At 56.1% G+C, this 17909-nt stretch carries 13 protein-coding genes, 2 tRNA genes and 3 other RNA genes; 10 read left to right on the top strand and 8 right to left on the bottom strand.

The features are described from left to right. Positions 1–90 precede the first annotated feature (90 nt). The 5 genes from ACUW6V_RS02200 (at position 91) to narI (ending at position 8563) form a co-directional block, all read left to right on the top strand. Positions 91–1482: a NarK family nitrate/nitrite MFS transporter gene (locus tag ACUW6V_RS02200; protein ID WP_085959421.1), complete on the top strand. Its 1392-nt coding sequence runs from the start codon at positions 91–93 to the stop codon at positions 1480–1482. 418 nt (positions 1483–1900) lie between these two features. After that, positions 1901–5647: a nitrate reductase subunit alpha gene (locus tag ACUW6V_RS02195; protein ID WP_069681942.1), complete on the top strand. Its 3747-nt coding sequence runs from the start codon at positions 1901–1903 to the stop codon at positions 5645–5647. Continuing rightward, positions 5644–7179, top strand: coding sequence for a nitrate reductase subunit beta (gene narH / locus ACUW6V_RS02190; RefSeq protein ID WP_007890044.1), 1536 nt, complete (start codon positions 5644–5646; stop codon positions 7177–7179). The genes ACUW6V_RS02195 and narH overlap by 4 nt, the downstream gene beginning before the upstream one ends. Further along, a complete protein-coding gene (gene narJ / locus ACUW6V_RS02185) occupies positions 7176–7886 on the top strand; it encodes a nitrate reductase molybdenum cofactor assembly chaperone (protein WP_076726711.1) in 711 nt (236 codons plus the stop codon). Before narH ends, narJ begins: the two co-directional genes overlap by 4 nt. Then, entirely contained in the window at positions 7886–8563 is a 678-nt protein-coding gene (narI, locus tag ACUW6V_RS02180; RefSeq protein ID WP_004386024.1) for a respiratory nitrate reductase subunit gamma, read from the top strand. The genes narJ and narI overlap by 1 nt, the downstream gene beginning before the upstream one ends. Positions 8564–8708: 145 nt before the next feature. On the opposite strand, the gene ACUW6V_RS02175 is transcribed toward narI, so the two are convergent. Then, the gene (locus ACUW6V_RS02175) at positions 8709–9650 is read right to left on the bottom strand and encodes an AraC family transcriptional regulator (RefSeq protein WP_105622253.1); all 942 of its coding nucleotides are present in this window, start codon (positions 9648–9650) and stop codon (positions 8709–8711) included. 94 nt (positions 9651–9744) lie between these two features. Here ACUW6V_RS02175 and ACUW6V_RS02170 point away from each other — a divergent pair, with 94 nt between their 5' ends. Beyond that, positions 9745–10515: an SDR family oxidoreductase gene (locus ACUW6V_RS02170; protein WP_105622252.1), complete on the top strand. Its 771-nt coding sequence runs from the start codon at positions 9745–9747 to the stop codon at positions 10513–10515. 182 nt (positions 10516–10697) lie between these two features. On the opposite strand, the gene ACUW6V_RS02165 is transcribed toward ACUW6V_RS02170, so the two are convergent. The 7 genes from ACUW6V_RS02165 to ACUW6V_RS02135 form a co-directional block, all read right to left on the bottom strand. Continuing rightward, a non-coding RNA gene (locus tag ACUW6V_RS02165) (RtT sRNA) lies at positions 10698–10829 on the bottom strand. Between the two features lie 45 nt (positions 10830–10874). After that, positions 10875–10959: transfer RNA gene (locus ACUW6V_RS02160), tRNA-Tyr, on the bottom strand. Positions 10960–10995: 36 nt separating this feature from the next. Next, positions 10996–11126, bottom strand: a non-coding RNA gene (locus tag ACUW6V_RS02155) — RtT sRNA. 44 nt (positions 11127–11170) lie between these two features. Continuing rightward, positions 11171–11255 (bottom strand) — tRNA-Tyr (locus tag ACUW6V_RS02150). Between the two features lie 28 nt (positions 11256–11283). Further along, a non-coding RNA gene (locus tag ACUW6V_RS02145) (RtT sRNA) lies at positions 11284–11424 on the bottom strand. A 168-nt stretch (positions 11425–11592) separates the two neighbouring features. After that, positions 11593–12435 (bottom strand): formyltetrahydrofolate deformylase, encoded by an 843-nt coding sequence (purU, locus tag ACUW6V_RS02140; RefSeq protein ID WP_004384993.1) that lies wholly within the window; start codon positions 12433–12435, stop codon positions 11593–11595. A 50-nt stretch (positions 12436–12485) separates the two neighbouring features. Further along, the gene (locus tag ACUW6V_RS02135; protein WP_015386618.1) at positions 12486–12944 is read right to left on the bottom strand and encodes a YchJ family protein; all 459 of its coding nucleotides are present in this window, start codon (positions 12942–12944) and stop codon (positions 12486–12488) included. A gap of 354 nt (positions 12945–13298) precedes the next feature. On the opposite strand from ACUW6V_RS02135, the gene rssB reads away from it, so the two are divergent. The 4 genes from rssB (at position 13299) to ACUW6V_RS02115 (ending at position 17812) form a co-directional block, all read left to right on the top strand. Continuing rightward, positions 13299–14312 carry a two-component system response regulator RssB gene (gene rssB, locus ACUW6V_RS02130; RefSeq protein WP_004384995.1) on the top strand — a complete coding sequence of 338 codons (1014 nt, stop codon included), beginning with the start codon at positions 13299–13301 and terminating at the stop codon, positions 14310–14312. 201 nt (positions 14313–14513) lie between these two features. Further along, a complete protein-coding gene (galU, locus tag ACUW6V_RS02125; RefSeq protein WP_007850600.1) occupies positions 14514–15422 on the top strand; it encodes a UTP--glucose-1-phosphate uridylyltransferase GalU in 909 nt (302 codons plus the stop codon). A 21-nt stretch (positions 15423–15443) separates the two neighbouring features. Further along, entirely contained in the window at positions 15444–16784 is a 1341-nt protein-coding gene (locus tag ACUW6V_RS02120; RefSeq protein ID WP_004384996.1) for a UDP-glucose dehydrogenase family protein, read from the top strand. Between the two features lie 14 nt (positions 16785–16798). Continuing rightward, complete coding sequence (locus ACUW6V_RS02115) at positions 16799–17812, top strand: NAD-dependent epimerase (protein WP_454037933.1); 1014 nt, start codon at positions 16799–16801, stop codon at positions 17810–17812. Positions 17813–17909 lie beyond the last annotated feature (97 nt).

Raw genomic sequence — 17909 nt, 5'->3', positions numbered from 1 at the left:
AGAGAGCGTATATCCATTGATTTACATCAACTTAAGCGCGCGGCGAGACGCTACCGTGGCGGCATTATCCCCTTCATGTTTGAGGTGTTTATGAGTGACTCTTCCGCTGCGGCACGTTCCACAAGCGGGTTGATTACCGACTGGCGACCTGAGGATGTTCAGTTCTGGCAGCGTACCGGCCAGCACACCGCCCGTCGTAATCTGTGGATCTCCGTGCCTTGTCTGCTGCTCGCTTTCTGCGTCTGGATGTTGTTCAGCGCAGTTGCGGTCAATCTGAATAAGGTGGGCTTTCGTTTTACCACCGATCAGCTGTTTATGCTGACCGCGCTGCCGTCGGTCTCCGGCGCGCTGCTGCGCGTGCCCTACTCCTTTATGGTGCCGATTTTCGGCGGTCGTCGCTGGACGGCGTTCAGCACCGGCATCCTGATTATTCCGTGCGTGTGGCTGGGTTTTGCCGTGCAGGATCCTTCCACGTCCTTTGGCACGTTTATCATCATTTCACTGCTGTGCGGTTTTGCCGGGGCGAACTTCGCGTCCAGCATGGCGAACATCAGCTTTTTCTTCCCGAAACAGAAACAGGGCGGGGCGCTCGGTATTAACGGCGGTCTCGGCAACCTGGGCGTCAGCGTGATGCAGCTGGTCGCACCGCTTGCGATTTCGCTCTCCATCTTCGCCGCGTTCGGCAGCGAAGGCGTTATGCAGGATGACGGCACGCGCCTTTATCTGGAAAACGCCGCGTGGGTGTGGGTGCCGTTCCTCGCAGTCTTTACGCTGGCGGCGTGGTTTGGCATGAACGATCTGGCGACTTCGAAAGCGTCTTTCCGCGCGCAGCTTCCGGTGCTTAAACGCGGTCATCTGTGGATGATGAGCCTGCTGTATCTCGCGACCTTCGGCTCGTTCATCGGCTTCTCGGCGGGTTTTGCGATGCTTTCAAAAACCCAGTTCCCGCAAGTGAACGTGATGCACTTTGCTTTCTTCGGGCCGCTGCTCGGCGCGCTGGCGCGCTCGGCAGGCGGAGCGATTTCTGACCGTCTGGGCGGTACGCGCGTAACGCTGGTGAACTTCATTCTGATGGCGGTGTTCAGCGCGCTGCTGTTTGTAACGCTGCCGTCAGGCGGTGTGGGCGGGAATTTTGCGGCCTTTTTTGGCGTGTTCCTGGCGCTGTTCCTGACCGCCGGGCTCGGCAGTGGTTCGACGTTCCAGATGATTTCGGTGATTTTCCGCAAGCTGACCATGGATCGCGTGAAAGCGGCAGGCGGCAGCGATGAGCAGGCGATGCGTGAAGCCGCGACTGACACCGCGGCGGCGCTCGGGTTTATCTCCGCGATTGGCGCCATTGGCGGGTTCTTTATCCCGAAAGCGTTTGGTACATCGCTGGCGCTCACCGGCTCACCGGCAGGCGCGATGAAAGTCTTCTTAGTGTTTTATATTGCTTGCGTAGTGCTGACCTGGGCCGTCTATGGCCGTAAATCAGCACGCTGACCCCTTAACCTTTTGGTTATCCTTTGCGCGGCCTGGCCGCGCTTTTTTTTATGCCTGAGTTAGTTACAACATACTTATTGATGGCTTTAGCGTTTCAGTGCGGGCGGGGGGCGATAAAACGGCAAATAAGCGTGGCGGAGCTCACGTTCACTTTCAGACTACCCCTTAATACCCGACGGTTAACCGAAAGCGGTTAAAAAATCGTCATTTCGATAAAAAATATATTATATACAAAGAGTTAATGGATTGTCCTGTATCCCCCTTTGGGGGTAATGACATTTTGCGGTGCATTTTCTAAGCCAGACCGCGTTGATCGTTGTCAATTCTGCTGGCTAATCCACGCGTTACCGTCCCGTCCATTGAGCCAATGTCGATTTGACCAGAGAGCCAACAGGCTCCACACAGGAGAACACCCCGAATGAGTAAATTCCTGGACAGGTTCCGCTATTTCAAACAGAAAGGCGAAACCTTTGCCGATGGGCATGGACAACTTCTGGATACGAACCGGGACTGGGAAGAGGGTTACCGTCAGCGCTGGCAGCATGACAAAATTGTCCGCTCCACCCACGGCGTTAACTGTACCGGTTCCTGCAGCTGGAAGATTTACGTCAAAAACGGTCTGGTCACCTGGGAAACCCAGCAGACCGACTACCCACGTACCCGCCCTGATATGCCGAACCACGAGCCGCGCGGCTGCCCGCGTGGGGCCAGCTACTCCTGGTATCTCTACAGCGCTAACCGTCTGAAATATCCGCTGATGCGCAAACGCCTGATTAAACTGTGGCGCGACGCGAAAGCGCAGCACAGCGATCCGGTGAACGCCTGGGCGTCCATCATGGAAGACAGCGAAAAAGCGAAAAGCTACAAACAGGCGCGCGGACGCGGCGGGTTTGTGCGCTCTTCCTGGCAGGAGGTGAATGAGCTTATCGCCGCCGCTAACGTCTGGACCGCCAAAACCTTTGGCCCGGACCGCATCGCAGGCTTCTCGCCGATCCCGGCCATGTCGATGGTTTCTTACGCCTCCGGCGCGCGTTACCTGTCGCTTATCGGCGGTACCTGCCTGAGCTTCTACGACTGGTATTGCGACCTGCCGCCCGCCTCGCCGATGACCTGGGGCGAACAAACCGACGTGCCGGAATCCGCCGACTGGTATAACTCCAGTTACATCATCGCCTGGGGCTCTAACGTTCCGCAGACCCGTACCCCGGACGCCCACTTCTTTACCGAAGTGCGCTACAAAGGCACCAAAACCGTCGCCGTTACGCCGGATTACGCCGAAATCGCCAAACTGTGCGACCTGTGGCTCGCGCCCAAACAGGGCACCGACAGCGCGATGGCGCTGGCGATGGGCCATGTGATGCTGCGTGAATTCCACCTCGACAAACCGAGCCAGTATTTCACCGATTACGTGCGCCGCTACACCGACATGCCGATGCTGGTGATGCTCGAAGCGCGCGACGGCTTCTACGCCGCGGGCCGCATGCTGCGCGCCTCGGATCTGGTCGATAATCTGGGCCAGGAAAATAACCCGGAGTGGAAAACCGTCGCGTTCGATAACCGCGATGGCGATATGGTCGCGCCGAACGGCTCGATCGGCTTCCGCTGGGGCGAAAAAGGCAAATGGAACCTGGAACAGCGCGATGGCACCACCGGTGAAGAGACCGAACTGCGTCTCTCCCTGCTGGGCCATCACGACGAGGTGGCAGAGGTTGGCTTCCCGTACTTTGGCGGTGAAAGCAGCGAACATTTCAACAGCGTGAAGCTTGAAAACATTCTGCTGCATAAACTGCCGGTGAAACGCCTGCAGCTTGCCGACGGCTCCAGTGCGCTGGTGGCGACGGTCTACGACTTAACGCTTGCCAACTACGGTCTGGATCGCGGTCTTGGCGATGGTAACTGCGCGGCGAGCTACGACGACGTGAAAGCCTACACCCCGGCCTGGGCCGAACAGGTGACTGGCGTGCCGCGCGCGCAGATTATCCGTACCGCACGTGAATTTGCCGATAACGCCGATAAGACCCATGGCCGTTCGATGATCATCGTCGGTGCCGGTATGAACCACTGGTATCACATGGATATGAACTACCGTGGGCTCATCAATATGCTGGTGTTCTGCGGCTGCGTCGGTCAGAGCGGCGGCGGCTGGGCGCACTATGTGGGCCAGGAGAAACTGCGTCCGCAAACCGGCTGGACGCCGCTGGCGTTCGCGCTGGACTGGAACCGTCCGCCGCGCCATATGAACAGCACGTCGTTCTTCTACAACCACTCCAGCCAGTGGCGCTACGAATCCCTGACGACCGACGATCTGCTGTCGCCGCTCGCGGATAAATCGCGCTACAGCGGCCATCTGATTGACTTTAACGTACGTGCCGAGCGTATGGGCTGGCTGCCGTCCGCGCCGCAGCTTGGCACCAACCCGCTGCGCATCAAAGCCGCGGCGGACGCCGCCGGCATGAGCCCGGTGGATTACACCGTGAACGCGCTGAAATCGGGCGACATTCGTTTTGCGGCCGAAGAGCCGGAAAACGGCAAAAACCACCCGCGCAACCTGTTCGTCTGGCGCTCCAACCTGCTGGGTTCTTCCGGTAAAGGGCATGAGTACATGCTCAAATACCTGCTCGGCACTGAAAACGGCATTCAGGGCAAAGATCTGGGCCAGCAGGGCGGCGTGAAGCCGGAAGAGATCGAATGGCAGGACAATGGCCTTGACGGCAAACTGGATCTGGTTGTGACGCTCGATTTCCGTCTCTCCAGCACCTGTCTCTATTCCGATATCGTGCTGCCGACCGCCACCTGGTATGAGAAAGACGATATGAATACTTCGGATATGCATCCGTTTATTCATCCGCTTTCCGCCGCGGTGGACCCGGCCTGGGAATCCAAAAGCGACTGGGAGATTTACAAAGGCATCGCGAAGAAATTCTCCGAGCTGTGCGTCGGCCATCTCGGCGTGGAAACCGACGTTGTCACGCTGCCTATTCAGCACGACTCCGCCGCCGAACTGGCGCAGCCGCTCGATGTGAAAGACTGGAAAAAAGGCGAATGCGACCTGATCCCTGGCAAAACCGCGCCGCATATCATTGCTGTACAGCGCGACTACCCGGCGACCTATGAGCGCTTCACCTCCATCGGCCCGCTGCTGGAGACCATAGGCAACGGCGGCAAGGGCATCGCCTGGAATACCCAGAGCGAAATGGATCTGCTGCGCAAGCTTAACTACACCAAGCAGGACGGCCCGGCCAAAGGCCAGCCGATGCTGAACACCGCGATTGACGCCGCCGAGATGATCTTAACGCTCGCGCCGGAAACCAACGGTCAGGTGGCGGTAAAAGCCTGGGCGGCGCTGAGTGAATTCACCGGCCGCGACCATACGCATCTCGCGCTGAACAAAGAAGAAGAGAAGATACGCTTCCGCGATATCCAGGCGCAGCCGCGCAAAATCATCTCCAGCCCCACCTGGTCCGGGCTTGAAGATGAGCATGTCTCGTACAACGCCGGTTATACCAACGTTCACGAGCTGATCCCGTGGCGTACGCTCTCTGGCCGTCAGCAGCTCTATCAGGATCACCCGTGGATGCGCGACTTCGGCGAAAGCCTGCTGGTGTATCGCCCGCCGATCGACACCCGTTCGGTAAAAGCCGTGATGGGGCAGAAATCCAACGGTAACCCGGAGAAGGCGCTGAACTTCCTGACGCCGCACCAGAAATGGGGCATTCACTCCACCTACAGCGACAACCTGCTGATGCTGACGCTGTCGCGCGGCGGCCCGATTGTCTGGATGAGCGAGGACGACGCGAAAGATCTCGGCATTGCGGATAACGACTGGATTGAAGTGTTTAACGCCAACGGCGCGCTGACCGCCCGTGCGGTGGTAAGCCAGCGTGTGCCTGCCGGGATGACAATGATGTACCACGCGCAGGAACGCATCGTGAATATTCCGGGCTCGGAAATCACCGGCCAGCGCGGCGGTATTCATAACTCGGTGACGCGCATCAGCCCGAAACCGACACACATGATTGGCGGCTATGCGCAACTGGCCTACGGCTTTAACTACTACGGCACCGTCGGCTCTAACCGCGATGAGTTTGTGGTGGTACGTAAGATGAAGAACATTGACTGGTTGGACGGCGAAGGCAACGACCAGAAACAGGAGAGCGTAAAATGAAAATTCGTTCACAAGTCGGCATGGTGCTGAACCTTGATAAGTGCATCGGCTGCCACACCTGTTCGGTGACCTGTAAAAACGTCTGGACCAGCCGCGAAGGGATGGAATACGCCTGGTTCAACAACGTCGAAAGCAAGCCGGGCGTCGGCTTCCCGAACGACTGGGAAAACCAGGAGAAGTGGAAGGGCGGCTGGGTGCGCAAAATCAACGGCAAACTGCAGCCGCGCATGGGCGGCCGCGGGATGCTGCTCGGCAAAATTTTCGCCAACCCGCATCTGCCGGGTATCGACGATTACTACGAGCCGTTCGACTACGACTATCAGCATCTGCATAACGCGCCGGAAGGCAAACACCAGCCGATTGCCCGCCCGCGCTCGCTGATTACCGGCCAGCGGATGAACAAAATCGAAGCGGGCCCGAACTGGGAAGAGATCCTGGGCGGCGAGTTCGAAAAACGTTCGCAGGACAAAAACTTCGAGAACATGCAGAAGGCGATGTACGGCCAGTTCGAAAACACCTTCATGATGTATCTCCCGCGCCTGTGCGAGCACTGCCTGAACCCGGCGTGCGTGGCGACCTGCCCGAGCGGCGCGATTTACAAACGTGAAGAAGACGGCATCGTGCTGATTGACCAGGACAAATGCCGCGGCTGGCGTATGTGCATCACCGGCTGCCCGTACAAAAAAATCTACTTCAACTGGAAGAGCGGGAAATCCGAGAAGTGCATCTTCTGCTATCCGCGTATCGAAGCGGGGATGCCGACGGTCTGCTCCGAAACCTGCGTAGGCCGCATCCGCTACCTCGGCGTGCTGCTGTATGACGCGGACGCCATCGAACAGGCGGCGAGCACCGAGCATGAAACCGATCTCTATCAGCGTCAGCTGGATGTGTTCCTCGACCCGAACGATCCGGCGGTTATTGAACAGGCGCTGAAAGATGGCGTGCCGCAGAGCGTGATTGACGCGGCGCAGCAGTCGCCGGTGTGGAAACTGGCGATGGACTGGAAGCTGGCGCTGCCGCTGCACCCGGAATACCGCACGCTGCCGATGGTCTGGTACGTGCCGCCGCTGTCGCCGATTCAGTCTGCCGCCGACGCGGGCGAGCTGGGCCGCAACGGCATTCTGCCGGATGTCGACAGCCTGCGCATTCCGGTGCAGTACCTGGCGAACCTGCTGACCGCGGGCGATACCGCGCCGGTGCTGCTGGCGCTGAAACGCATGCTCGCGATGCGTCACTACAAACGTGCGGAAACCGTTGACGGCGTGAACGATACCCGCGCGCTGGAAGAGGTGGGCCTGACCGAAGCGCAGGCGCAGGAGATGTACCGTTACCTGGCGATCGCGAACTACGAAGACCGCTTCGTGGTGCCGTCGAGCCACCGTGAACTCGCGCATGACGCGTTCCCGGAACGTAACGGCTGCGGCTTCAGCTTTGGCGACGGTTGCCACGGTTCGGACAGCAAATTCAACCTGTTCAACAGCCGCCGCATTGATGCCATCGACGTGACGGTGAAAACGGAGCCGCGCCAATGACCGAACTGCTGATTATCTCCCGCCTGCTGGAGTACCCGGATGCTGCCCTGTGGCAGCATCAGCAGGAGCTGTTTGACGCGCTGGCAGAGACGCAGCATCTGTCGCTGCAAAACGCCCATCACCTGGGCGTCTTTATCCGCGATCTGTTACAGGAAGATTTGCTGGATGCGCAGGCGGCTTACGGCGAACTGTTCGACCGCGGCCGCGCCACCTCGCTGCTGCTGTTCGAGCATGTCCATGGCGAATCGCGCGATCGCGGCCAGGCGATGGTGGATCTGCTGGCGCAGTATGAGCGCGCGGGGCTGATGCTCGACAGCCGCGAGCTGCCGGATCATCTGCCGCTTTACCTGGAGTATCTGGCGCAGCGTCCGGCGCAGGAGGCGATTGACGGCCTGCGGGATATCGCGCCGATTCTGGCGCTGCTCGGCGCGCGTCTTAAACAGCGTGAAAGCCGTTACGCGGTGCTGTTTGACCTGCTGATTGCGCTTTCTGACACGCAGGTGGATACCCACAAAGTGAGCGAGAAAATCGCCGATGAGGCGCGCGACGACACGCCGCAGGCGCTGGATGCCGTCTGGGAAGAAGAGCAGGTGAAATTCTTCGCCGACCAGGGCTGCGGCGAATCTGACATCGCCGCGCACCAGCGCCGCTTCGCCGGAGCGGTCGCTCCGCAATATCTGAATATCTCTGCCGGAGGACAGCAATAATGCACTTCCTGAATATGTTCTTCTTTAGTATCTACCCGTACATTGCCGGTACGGTATTCCTGGTGGGCAGCTGGCTGCGTTACGACTACGGGCAGTACACCTGGCGCGCCGCCTCCAGCCAGATGCTGGACCGCAAAGGGATGAACATGGCTTCAAACCTGTTTCATTTCGGGATCCTCGGCATTTTCTTCGGCCACCTGTTCGGGATGCTGACGCCGCACTGGATGTACGAATCGTTCCTGCCGATTGCCGTGAAACAGCAACTGGCCATGATCGCAGGCGGGATCTTCGGCGCGATGACACTCGTTGGCGGCCTGCTGCTGCTCAAGCGTCGTCTGTTCAGCCCGCGCGTGCGCGCGACCTCGACCGGCGCTGATATTCTGATCCTGGCGCTGCTGCTGACGCAGTGTACGCTTGGTCTTATCACCATTCCGTTCTCCGCCCAGCATATGGACGGTAGCGAGATGATGAAACTGGTGGGCTGGGCGCAGAGCGTGGTGACGTTCCGCAGCGGCGCGGCTGAACATCTGGACGGCGTGGCGTTTATCTACCGTGTGCATCTGGTGCTTGGCATGACGCTGTTCCTGGTGTTCCCGTTCACGCGTCTGGTGCATGTCTGGAGCGCGCCGGTCGAGTATCTGACCCGCAAATACCAGGTAGTACGCGCGCGTCGCTAAGGTTGTTGATACGCAACGCCAAACGCCAGTCCCGTCGGGCCTGGCGTTTTTTTTATGGCTTTACAGGCGGGGAATGGCGTTGCCCGCTTCTCTTTCCCTCCCGGTGTTCACCGGGCAAAAACACTGTTGCCGGTGATGCCCATCATCAGGCCAGTGGCTCCTCTTCGTGCTGGGCTGGCTGAATCGACCGCGCCGTTCTGCTCTGGCGGCGAAACTCGCCAGGCGGCATACCCGCGTGTTTCGTGAAGGCGACGCTGAACGCGCTCGCCGACTGGTAGCCTGTGCGCAACGCAATCTGTTCGATGTGATCCTGGCCACTCGTCAGGGCTTTTCTGGCAAGCGACATCCGCCAGAAGAGCAGGTATTGCATGGGCGACATGCCGACGGTCTCGCTGAAGGTGGCGAAAAAAGCGGAGCGTGACATCGCGCACTCTCGGGCGAGATGCGCGATTTGCCAGTCAGCACCAGGTTTTTGATGGATGAGATGCAGGGCGGTGGCGATTTTTTCGTGCTGTAACCCGCGCAGAATACCCGCCGTTTTCGCGAGCTGCGGATCGCTTCGCAACGATTCCACCAGCAACAGTTGCAAAAGATGCGTCATCACCACGTCACGTCCGGGCCGCCGGTTCCTGCTTTCATCCAGCAGGAGTTCAAAGAGCGTGACGAAACGACGCTGTCCTTTGATCAGAATTTCATTCGGCAGTAACGCGACGATAAGCGCTCTGTCCGGCGTGTCGAATTCACAGTGCCCCACATTCATCAGAAGCTCAGCCGGGCCCGTCTGGGAGCCAATTCTCACGTGTCCATCGCTGAGGAGCGTTGGCACGGAGATATCGACAGGAGGAGTGCCCGTGCTGGTGTTTTCAAAGGTGTAAGTGGCAGGGATCAGCATAAAATCGCCGGCCACCAGCCGAACGGGCGCTTTACCGTTAATGTGCATCAGGCATTCGCCCTGCAACACGGCGCAGTAAAACGCCTCGCCGGCAGACTCGCGGAGAATACGCCACTGACCTGCGCCTTCAACGAGTTTTGCGCGCGTTGGCCTGGGGTTAAGCAAACCAACAATATCGGTTAACGGATCGGTCACTGGACGCTCTCTAAAGTTAAGCGGACTTCTGATTATATATTGTCCAGCTGGCGGCGGCTATGATTGCTGCTCTTGCCAACAGAGAGGATTAACCATGTCAACTGCACTGATTACCGGATGCTCTTCAGGTTTTGGGCTCGCCACAGCTCAACTTTTTTTAGACAAAGGCTGGAATGTGATTGCCACCATGAGAACACCCGATCCGTCGCTTTTCCCTGAAAGTGATCGGCTGACAATTTTGCCGCTGGATATTACGTCTGAGGAGAGTATTCGTGCCGTGGTGAAAAGGGCGGGCGCGATCGATCTACTGGTGAATAATGCAGGCGTCGGCGCGCCGGTCCCGGTTGAACTGACGCCGCTTGCCACCGCGCAGCAGTTAATGAACACCAATGTTCTGGGCACGCTGTTATTGACTCAGGCCTTTCTCCCGCTAATGAGAGAACAAAAATCAGGGGTGATCATCAATGTGTCGTCCTCTGTCACCACCAAAGCGATGCCGCTGATTGGGCTTTATCGTGCCAGTAAAGCGGCGCTGAATGCCTGGAGCGAGTCATTAGCCCTTGAGGTTCGGCCTTTTGGCATTCGCGTTCACGTGGTACTACCAGGGCGCTCGCCTGAGACGAAGTTTGGCGAAAATGCCCGGGCGTATTTTGGCGGGCGAGACGATCTGGCGTATGGAAAAATGGTGGATGAGTTTATCCGCATGGCGGGTGATGCCGACTCGCCCGTGACGCACGCCGCTGATGTAGCGAACGCTATTTTTGCCGTGGCTCGCGATAAAAACGCGCCGCTCTACACCGCGGCGGGCGAAGATGCCCTGCAATTTCTTACCGAAGCGCAGCAACATTCCCCGTTTGCTTGCTAATTAGCCGGGCGAAGGTATGAAGGCACTGTAGGGTGGATAAGCGAAGCGCATCCACCAAAACGCGGCAACGTTGTCTCGCTGTCGCTCGACTCGAACCTTCGTCGAAGCTTCTCATCCTTTCCCGGTCCATAGCATATGCAAGATGGGAGAGTGTATGAGTCTGGGGAGATATTTGAAAGAGATGGTGGTGGGGGAAGGATTATTCGTCGCTACGCTCCTCACCCTTCGGGCCGTTGCCTGCGGCAACGTTGTCTCGCTGTCGCTCGACTCGAACCTTCGTCGAAGCTTCTCATCCTTCCCCGGTCCATAGCATATGCAAGATGGGTGTGTGTATTAGCAAGCGGGATATTTGAAAGAGATGGTGGTGGGGGAAGGATTCGAACCTTCGAAGTCTGTGACGGCAGATTTACAGTCTGCTCCCTTTGGCCGCTCGGGAACCCCACCACGGGGTAATTCATATTGTAGAGGTACTGCGTGAAATGGTGGTGGGGGAAGGATTATTCGTCGCTTCGCTCCTCACCCTTCGGGCCGTTGCCTGCGGCAACGTTGTCTCGCTGTCGCTCGACTCGAACCTTATCAAAGGTTCTCACCCTTCCCCTGTAAGTTTTCTTATGAAGTAAACTTTACAAGGTAATCACGGTGCAGTGGTTGAAAATGGTGGTGGGGGAAGGATTCGAACCTTCGAAGTCGATGACGGCAGATTTACAGTCTGCTCCCTTTGGCCGCTCGGGAACCCCACCACGGGGTAAAACGCTTTATTACGCATTATCGTAGCAAGGAAGGATTATTCGTCGCTTCGCGACTCACCCTTCGGGTCGTTGCCTGCGGCAACGTTCTCTCACTACGCTCGAGTCGAACCTTCGAAGTCGATGACGGCAGATTTGCAGTCAGCTCCCTGATGTACGCTCGGGAACCCCACCACGGGGTAATGCGTTGTACTGGCCTGCCTCCGCTGCGGGAAGCGGGGCGCATCATATCAAATGTCGCGCCCCTGTAAAGCCTTCCGTTAGCGAATAACGATTGTTTGCGTACTTTTTGCCCGTAACGTTTTAAACCTAAACAGAAACGGGCAAAGCCTTACAGAATAATCGTGCGGTTACCGTAAACAAACACGCGCTGTGCCAGCACCTGATACAGGGCGCGGCTGAGCACGTTTTTCTCAACGTCACGGCCCGCGCGCATCATATCTTCGGCGGTATACGTGTGATCCACATGAATCACGTCCTGCATGATGATCGGACCTTCATCCAGATTGTCATTCACATAGTGCGCGGTAGCGCCGATGATTTTCACGCCGCGCTCGTAGGCCTGGTGATAAGGGCGCGCGCCAATAAACGCCGGCAGGAACGAGTGATGAATATTAATTATCTTGTTCGGGAAGCGGGCGACGAAATCTGGGGTCAGGACGCGCATGTATTTCGCGAGAACCACGTAATCCGGCTCGTGCGCCGCGATGGCGTCTGCCATCTGTTTATCGTGTGCTTCGCGGGTCAGCCCTTCATGGCTTACCAGTTCAAACGGAATATCGAAACGCTCAACCAGCGGGCGCAGCGTTTCATGGTTGCCGATGACCGCGGCGATGTCGACATCCAGACCGCCGTAGTTGGCTTTCATCAGCAAATCGCCAAGGCAGTGCGCCTCTTTGGTCACCAGAATGACGATGCGGCGACGTCCGGCCGGGTTCAGCTCGCGAACGGAACCTGCAGGCAGCGCGCTGTCGAGATCGGCAAGCAGTGTGGCGTCGTTAAAAATCCCTTCCAGCTCGGTTCGCATGAAGAAGCGACCGGTGCGGTGATCGACGAACTCATTGTTCTGCACAATGTTCAGCTCGTGCTTGTAGCAAATATTGGTGATGCGCGCGATGAGCCCTTTCTGATCCGGGCAGATGGTACGCAGTACTTTACGTTGTAATGCTTGCATTGCAGGGGTGATCCTGTTGAAGGTTTGCCAGTGTGTTGTCAGTCAGCGGTTTATTGCCCGCAACACTTTTTAAATTTTTTCCCGGAACCGCACGGGCACGGATCGTTGCGCCCGAAAACCGGACGGGTGCCGTCGATATAGTACCAGCGGCCCTGTTCACTGAGAAAACGCGACCGCTCGATAATTGCGCCCGATTTGCCATTTTCCTGGAAACGCGCCACAAAACTGACGTACGCTTCGTTTTCGGTATGACCAGGCGCTTCTTCAAAAATCGTCAGGCCAAGCCACTGTGTATGGGCAAAACCCGCTTCAATATCGGCGCGAAAACGGTCTGCCTGGCAGGCGGGATGCCAGGTCTTTATCAAATACTCCGCATTTTTCATCACGAAAGCGCAGTAGCGAGAGCGCATAAGCTGTGATGCCAGGGCTGCGCTCTTGTTACCAGAAAGATAAGGCTGGCAACATAGGCTATACTCCAGAGCGCTACCGCAAGGACAAAGTTGCGACACGATTTCTCCTTGAGGACAAAATTAAGGCGTTAAACGCCACAGCGGCACTATGTTAACCGAGCGACGGCCTTGATGCCACGCCGCCGCCAGAGATGCAGACTTTTACGCCCGTGGCGCCTGATGCCTGGGCGAACACACACAGCAAGGCTTAGCCTTACACAAAGGTATAAAATAAAGTATTCACATGCTGCAGTTTATCTTTTGGTCACAGGGCACTATCACTCCCGCTATATTGCGCCAGGCGCAAAAGCGTTATGTTTCTTCCTGTTGCGCTGACATTCTTCGGGCAATTCTGACAGGCACAGCCCGCCTGAGCATGCCAAACTTGGCAACAAGTCATTCAGGGGGGGAGAGATGACGCAACCATTAGCCGGCAAACAGATCCTCATCGTTGAAGATGAAGCCGTTTTTCGTTCAATGCTTGACGCATGGCTGTCATCGCTGGGCGCGCAGACCCATCTTGCTGAAGATGGCGTTGACGCGCTGGAGCAAATGCACGACGCCGCGCCCGATCTGCTGATTTGCGATCTGGAAATGCCGCGCATGAATGGCCTGAAGCTGATTGAGCGTCTGCGCAATGACGGCAATCAGACCCCGATTCTGGTCATCTCCGCGACGGACAATATGGCGGATATCGCCAAAGCGCTGCGCCTTGGCGTGCAGGATGTGTTGCTAAAACCCGTCAAAGATTTTAACCGCCTGCGTGAAACCGTTTACGCCTGTCTCTATCCCAACATGTTTAACTCGCGGGTTGAGGAAGAAGAGCGGTTGTTCCAGGACTGGGATGCGCTGGTCAATAATCCTCACGCCGCCGCGAAGCTGCTGAAAGAGTTGCAGCCGCCGGTGCAGCAGGTGATGTCGCACTGCCGGGTGAATTATCGCCAGTTAGTCGCCGCGGATGAACTGGGACTGGTGCTGGATATTGCGCCAATTTCCGACAACGACCTGGCGTTTTATTGCCTGGATGTGACGCGCGCTGGCGACAACGGCGTGCTGGCCGCGCTGTTATTACGCGCATTATTTAATGGTTTGCTTCAGGAACAACTCTCGCAACAGCGGCAGCGTTTACCCGAGCTTGGGGCTTTACTTAAGCAGGTAAATCAATTGTTGCGCCAGGCAAATTTGTACGGGCAATTTCCTTTGCTGGTCGGTTATTACCACAGCGAATTAAAAAACCTCATATTAGTCTCAGCCGGTCTTAACGCGACGTTAAATACCGGAGATAACCAAATTCAGCTCAGTAATGGTGTCCCTTTGGGCACTCTGGGTAATACTTACTTAAATCAAATCAGCCAGCGCTGCGAAGCCTGGCAGTGTCAGGTCTGGGGTGCAGGTGGTCGCTTAAGACTCATGTTGTCTGCAGAATGAGCATTTGATTTATCTGATGCAGATAGCTTTTCCAGGCTGTCTGCACGGGTGGTAATATCGCGTCAGTTTTCTTCGTATTTGTCCTAAATTGCCATGACGTAAGGGTATTCAGACTCTTTCCCCATTTTTTAACTGATATACTCGAACGCGTTTTTAATTGACGAACAAGTGTGAAACTTGAACAGTCCAGGAGAATATTCAATGGCTGCCATTAATTCGAAAGTGAAAAAAGCAGTAATCCCTGTTGCGGGATTAGGAACCAGGATGTTGCCGGCCACGAAGGCGATTCCAAAAGAGATGCTGCCGCTGGTGGATAAACCGTTAATTCAGTATGTGGTTAATGAGTGTATTGCCGCTGGCATTACTGAGATTGTTCTGGTCACTCACTCCTCAAAAAACTCCATCGAAAACCACTTCGATACCAGTTTTGAACTCGAAGCGATGCTGGAAAAACGCGTGAAGCGCCAGCTGCTGGAAGAAGTGCAGTCTATCTGCCCGCCGCACGTGACCATCATGCAGGTGCGTCAGGGCCTCGCAAAAGGTCTGGGCCATGCGGTGATGTGCGCGCATCCGGTTGTCGGCAACGAGCCGGTAGCGGTCATTCTGCCAGACGTCATCCTTGATGAATTTGAATCCGACCTCTCCCAGGACAACCTGGCAGAAATGATCAAACGTTTCGATGAGACTGGCCGCAGCCAGATTATGGTTGAGCCGGTAGAAGACGTGACTGCCTACGGCGTGGTGGACTGCCAGGGCGCGCAACTGCAGCCGGGCGACAGCGTACCGATGGTGGGCATCGTTGAGAAACCGAAAGCCGACGTGGCGCCGTCCAACCTCGCGGTTGTTGGTCGTTACGTGCTCGGCGCGGATATCTGGCCTCTGCTGGCGAAAACGCCTCCGGGAGCAGGTGATGAGATCCAGCTGACCGACTCCATCGCGATGCTGATGGATAAAGAAACCGTCGAGGCGTACCACATGAAAGGCAAAAGCCACGATTGCGGTAACAAACTGGGTTACATGCAGGCCTTTGTGGAATACGGAATTCGCCACAATACGCTGGGTGAAGAGTTCAAAGCCTGGCTTAACGACACCGTCGGCGACAAGAAGTAATTAATCACCCGGGACAACGTAATGAAAGTAACCGTATTTGGTATTGGCTATGTGGGGCTGGTACAGGCCGCTGTACTGGCGGAAGTTGGTCATGACGTTATGTGTATTGACGTCGACGCCAACAAGGTTGAAAACCTGAAGAAAGGGGTTATCCCTATCTATGAACCAGGCCTCACGCCGCTGGTGAAGAAAAACTACGAAGAAGGGCGTCTGCATTTCAGCACCGACGCCGCAGAAGGCGTAAACCACGGCGTGATGCAGTTTATCGCTGTGGGTACGCCGCCAGACGAAGACGGCTCTGCCGACCTGAAATATGTTACTGCCGTGGCGCGCACTATCGCCCAGCATATGACCAGCCATAAAGTCGTGCTGGATAAATCTACCGTTCCGGTTGGCACGGCGGATAAAGTGCGTCAGGTAATGAGCGAAACGCTGAAAGCGCGCGGTGTGGATTTCCCGTTCGATGTGGTTTCCAACCCGGAATTCCTCAAAGAGGGTGCCGCGGTTGCCGACTGCATGCGTCCTGAGCGTATCGTGGTTGGGACGGACAACGACGACGTGGTCGAACTGCTGCGTGAGCTGTATGAGCCGTTCAACCGCAATCACGATCGCATGATCCTGATGGATATCCGCAGCGCCGAGCTGACGAAATATGCCGCCAACTGCATGCTGGCAACCAAAATCAGCTTCATGAACGAGATCTCAAACCTGGCTGAGCGCCTGGGCGCGGATGTCGAGAAAGTGCGTCAGGGCATCGGCTCCGATTCCCGTATCGGCTACCACTTTATCTATCCTGGCTGCGGCTACGGCGGTTCCTGCTTCCCGAAAGACGTTCAGGCGCTGATCCGCACTGCTGAGCATATCGGTTATGTGCCGCGCCTGCTGAAAGCGGTGGAAGACGTCAACAACGATCAGAAGATGAAGCTGCCAGAATTTATTCGTCGTCATTTCGGCGAGAATCTGGAAGGTAAAACCTTCGCGGTCTGGGGACTTTCTTTCAAACCAAATACTGACGATATGCGCGAAGCCTCAAGCCGCGTGCTGATGGAAGAGCTGTGGAAACATGGCGCCACCGTTCAGGCTTACGATCCGGAAGCGATGGATGAAACCCAGCGTATTTACGGTCATCGTGCAGACTTGCGTTTGATGGGCACCAAAGAAGCGGCGCTGCAGGGCGCGGACGCGTTGATTATCTGCACCGAGTGGCAGGCATTCCGCGCGCCGGATTTTGATTTCATCAAAAATTCCCTGAAAGAACCGGTTATCTTTGATGGCCGTAACCTGTATGATCCGGCAAGGCTCAGCAAACGCGGCTTTGTTTATTATGCAATCGGCCGTGGAGCATCCATTAACATTGCATAATTAATGAGGATCGTATGAAATTTCTGGTTACCGGCGCAGCGGGCTTTATTGGTTTTCATGTTAGCGAACGTCTGCTGGCAGCCGGTCACCAGGTTATCGGTATCGATAACCTGAATGACTATTATGACGTCAACCTCAAACTTGCCCGCCTCAATCTTCTTAAACAACACACTGCTTATTATTTCGAAAAAATTGATCTGGCAGACCGTCAGGCAATGGAAACGTTATTTGCACAGCATCAGCCGCAACGCGTCATTCATCTTGCCGCACAGGCTGGCGTGCGTTATTCACTGGAAAATCCTCATGCCTATGCGGATGCCAACCTGACCGGGCATTTAAACGTGCTGGAAGGTTGCCGCCACCATAAGGTTGAGCATTTATTATACGCATCTTCCAGCTCCGTTTACGGTCTTAACCGTAAAATGCCATTTTCTACTGACGACTCTGTCGATCATCCTGTTTCTTTATATGCGGCGACCAAAAAAGCCAATGAGCTGATGTCGCATACTTATTCGCATCTGTATGGCTTGCCGACCACAGGGCTGCGCTTTTTCACCGTATATGGCCCCTGGGGGCGTCCGGATATGGCGCTCTTTAAATTTACGCAGGCAATTGTCAAAGGCAGCAGCATTGATGTTTATAATCATGGCCAGATGCGACGCGATTTTACTTATATCGACGATATTGCTGAGGCGATTGTCCGGTTGCAGGATGTTATTCCGCAGGCAGACCCGCAGTGGACCGTGGAAAACGGTTCTCCGGCCACCAGTTCCGCGCCGTACCGTGTTTATAATATCGGCAACAGTTCTCCCGTTGCGTTAATGGATTATATTTCCGCCCTGGAAAAAGCGCTGGGCAAAGAAGCGCAGAAAAATATGCTGCCGATGCAACCGGGTGATGTGCTTGAGACGAGTGCTGACACCTCCGCACTCTATGAGGTGATCGGGTTTAAGCCGCAGACCAGCGTGGAAGAGGGCGTTAAACGCTTTGTGACGTGGTATAAAGCGTTTTATAACGTAGAGGCGTAGTCCTCCACTGTTATTGTCTCAAATCGCCTCTCGCTTGTTATGAGAGGCTTTAAAACAAAAAACCCGCCGAGGCGGGTTTTTTAATACAGCACCAAAA

The sequence above is a fragment of the Cronobacter sp. 153480017-3 genome, assembly GCF_053627815.1.
Note: the sequence above shows the minus strand (reverse complement) of the source record. Positions and strands in the feature narration are given on the sequence as shown.

Excerpts from the sequence above, each read along its gene's own strand:
- narJ (WP_076726711.1), top strand. The coding sequence starts at position 7,176 with ATGACCGAACTGCTGATTATCTCCCGCCTGCTGGAGTACCCGGATGCT.
- ACUW6V_RS02115 (WP_454037933.1), top strand. The coding sequence starts at position 16,799 with ATGAAATTTCTGGTTACCGGCGCAGCGGGCTTTATTGGTTTTCATGTT.
- ACUW6V_RS02195 (WP_069681942.1), top strand. The coding sequence starts at position 1,901 with ATGAGTAAATTCCTGGACAGGTTCCGCTATTTCAAACAGAAAGGCGAA.
- purU (WP_004384993.1), bottom strand. The coding sequence starts at position 12,435 with ATGCAAGCATTACAACGTAAAGTACTGCGTACCATCTGCCCGGATCAG.
- ACUW6V_RS02170 (WP_105622252.1), top strand. The coding sequence starts at position 9,745 with ATGTCAACTGCACTGATTACCGGATGCTCTTCAGGTTTTGGGCTCGCC.
- narI (WP_004386024.1), top strand. The coding sequence starts at position 7,886 with ATGCACTTCCTGAATATGTTCTTCTTTAGTATCTACCCGTACATTGCC.
- rssB (WP_004384995.1), top strand. The coding sequence starts at position 13,299 with ATGACGCAACCATTAGCCGGCAAACAGATCCTCATCGTTGAAGATGAA.
- galU (WP_007850600.1), top strand. The coding sequence starts at position 14,514 with ATGGCTGCCATTAATTCGAAAGTGAAAAAAGCAGTAATCCCTGTTGCG.
- ACUW6V_RS02120 (WP_004384996.1), top strand. The coding sequence starts at position 15,444 with ATGAAAGTAACCGTATTTGGTATTGGCTATGTGGGGCTGGTACAGGCC.
- ACUW6V_RS02200 (WP_085959421.1), top strand. The coding sequence starts at position 91 with ATGAGTGACTCTTCCGCTGCGGCACGTTCCACAAGCGGGTTGATTACC.
- narH (WP_007890044.1), top strand. The coding sequence starts at position 5,644 with ATGAAAATTCGTTCACAAGTCGGCATGGTGCTGAACCTTGATAAGTGC.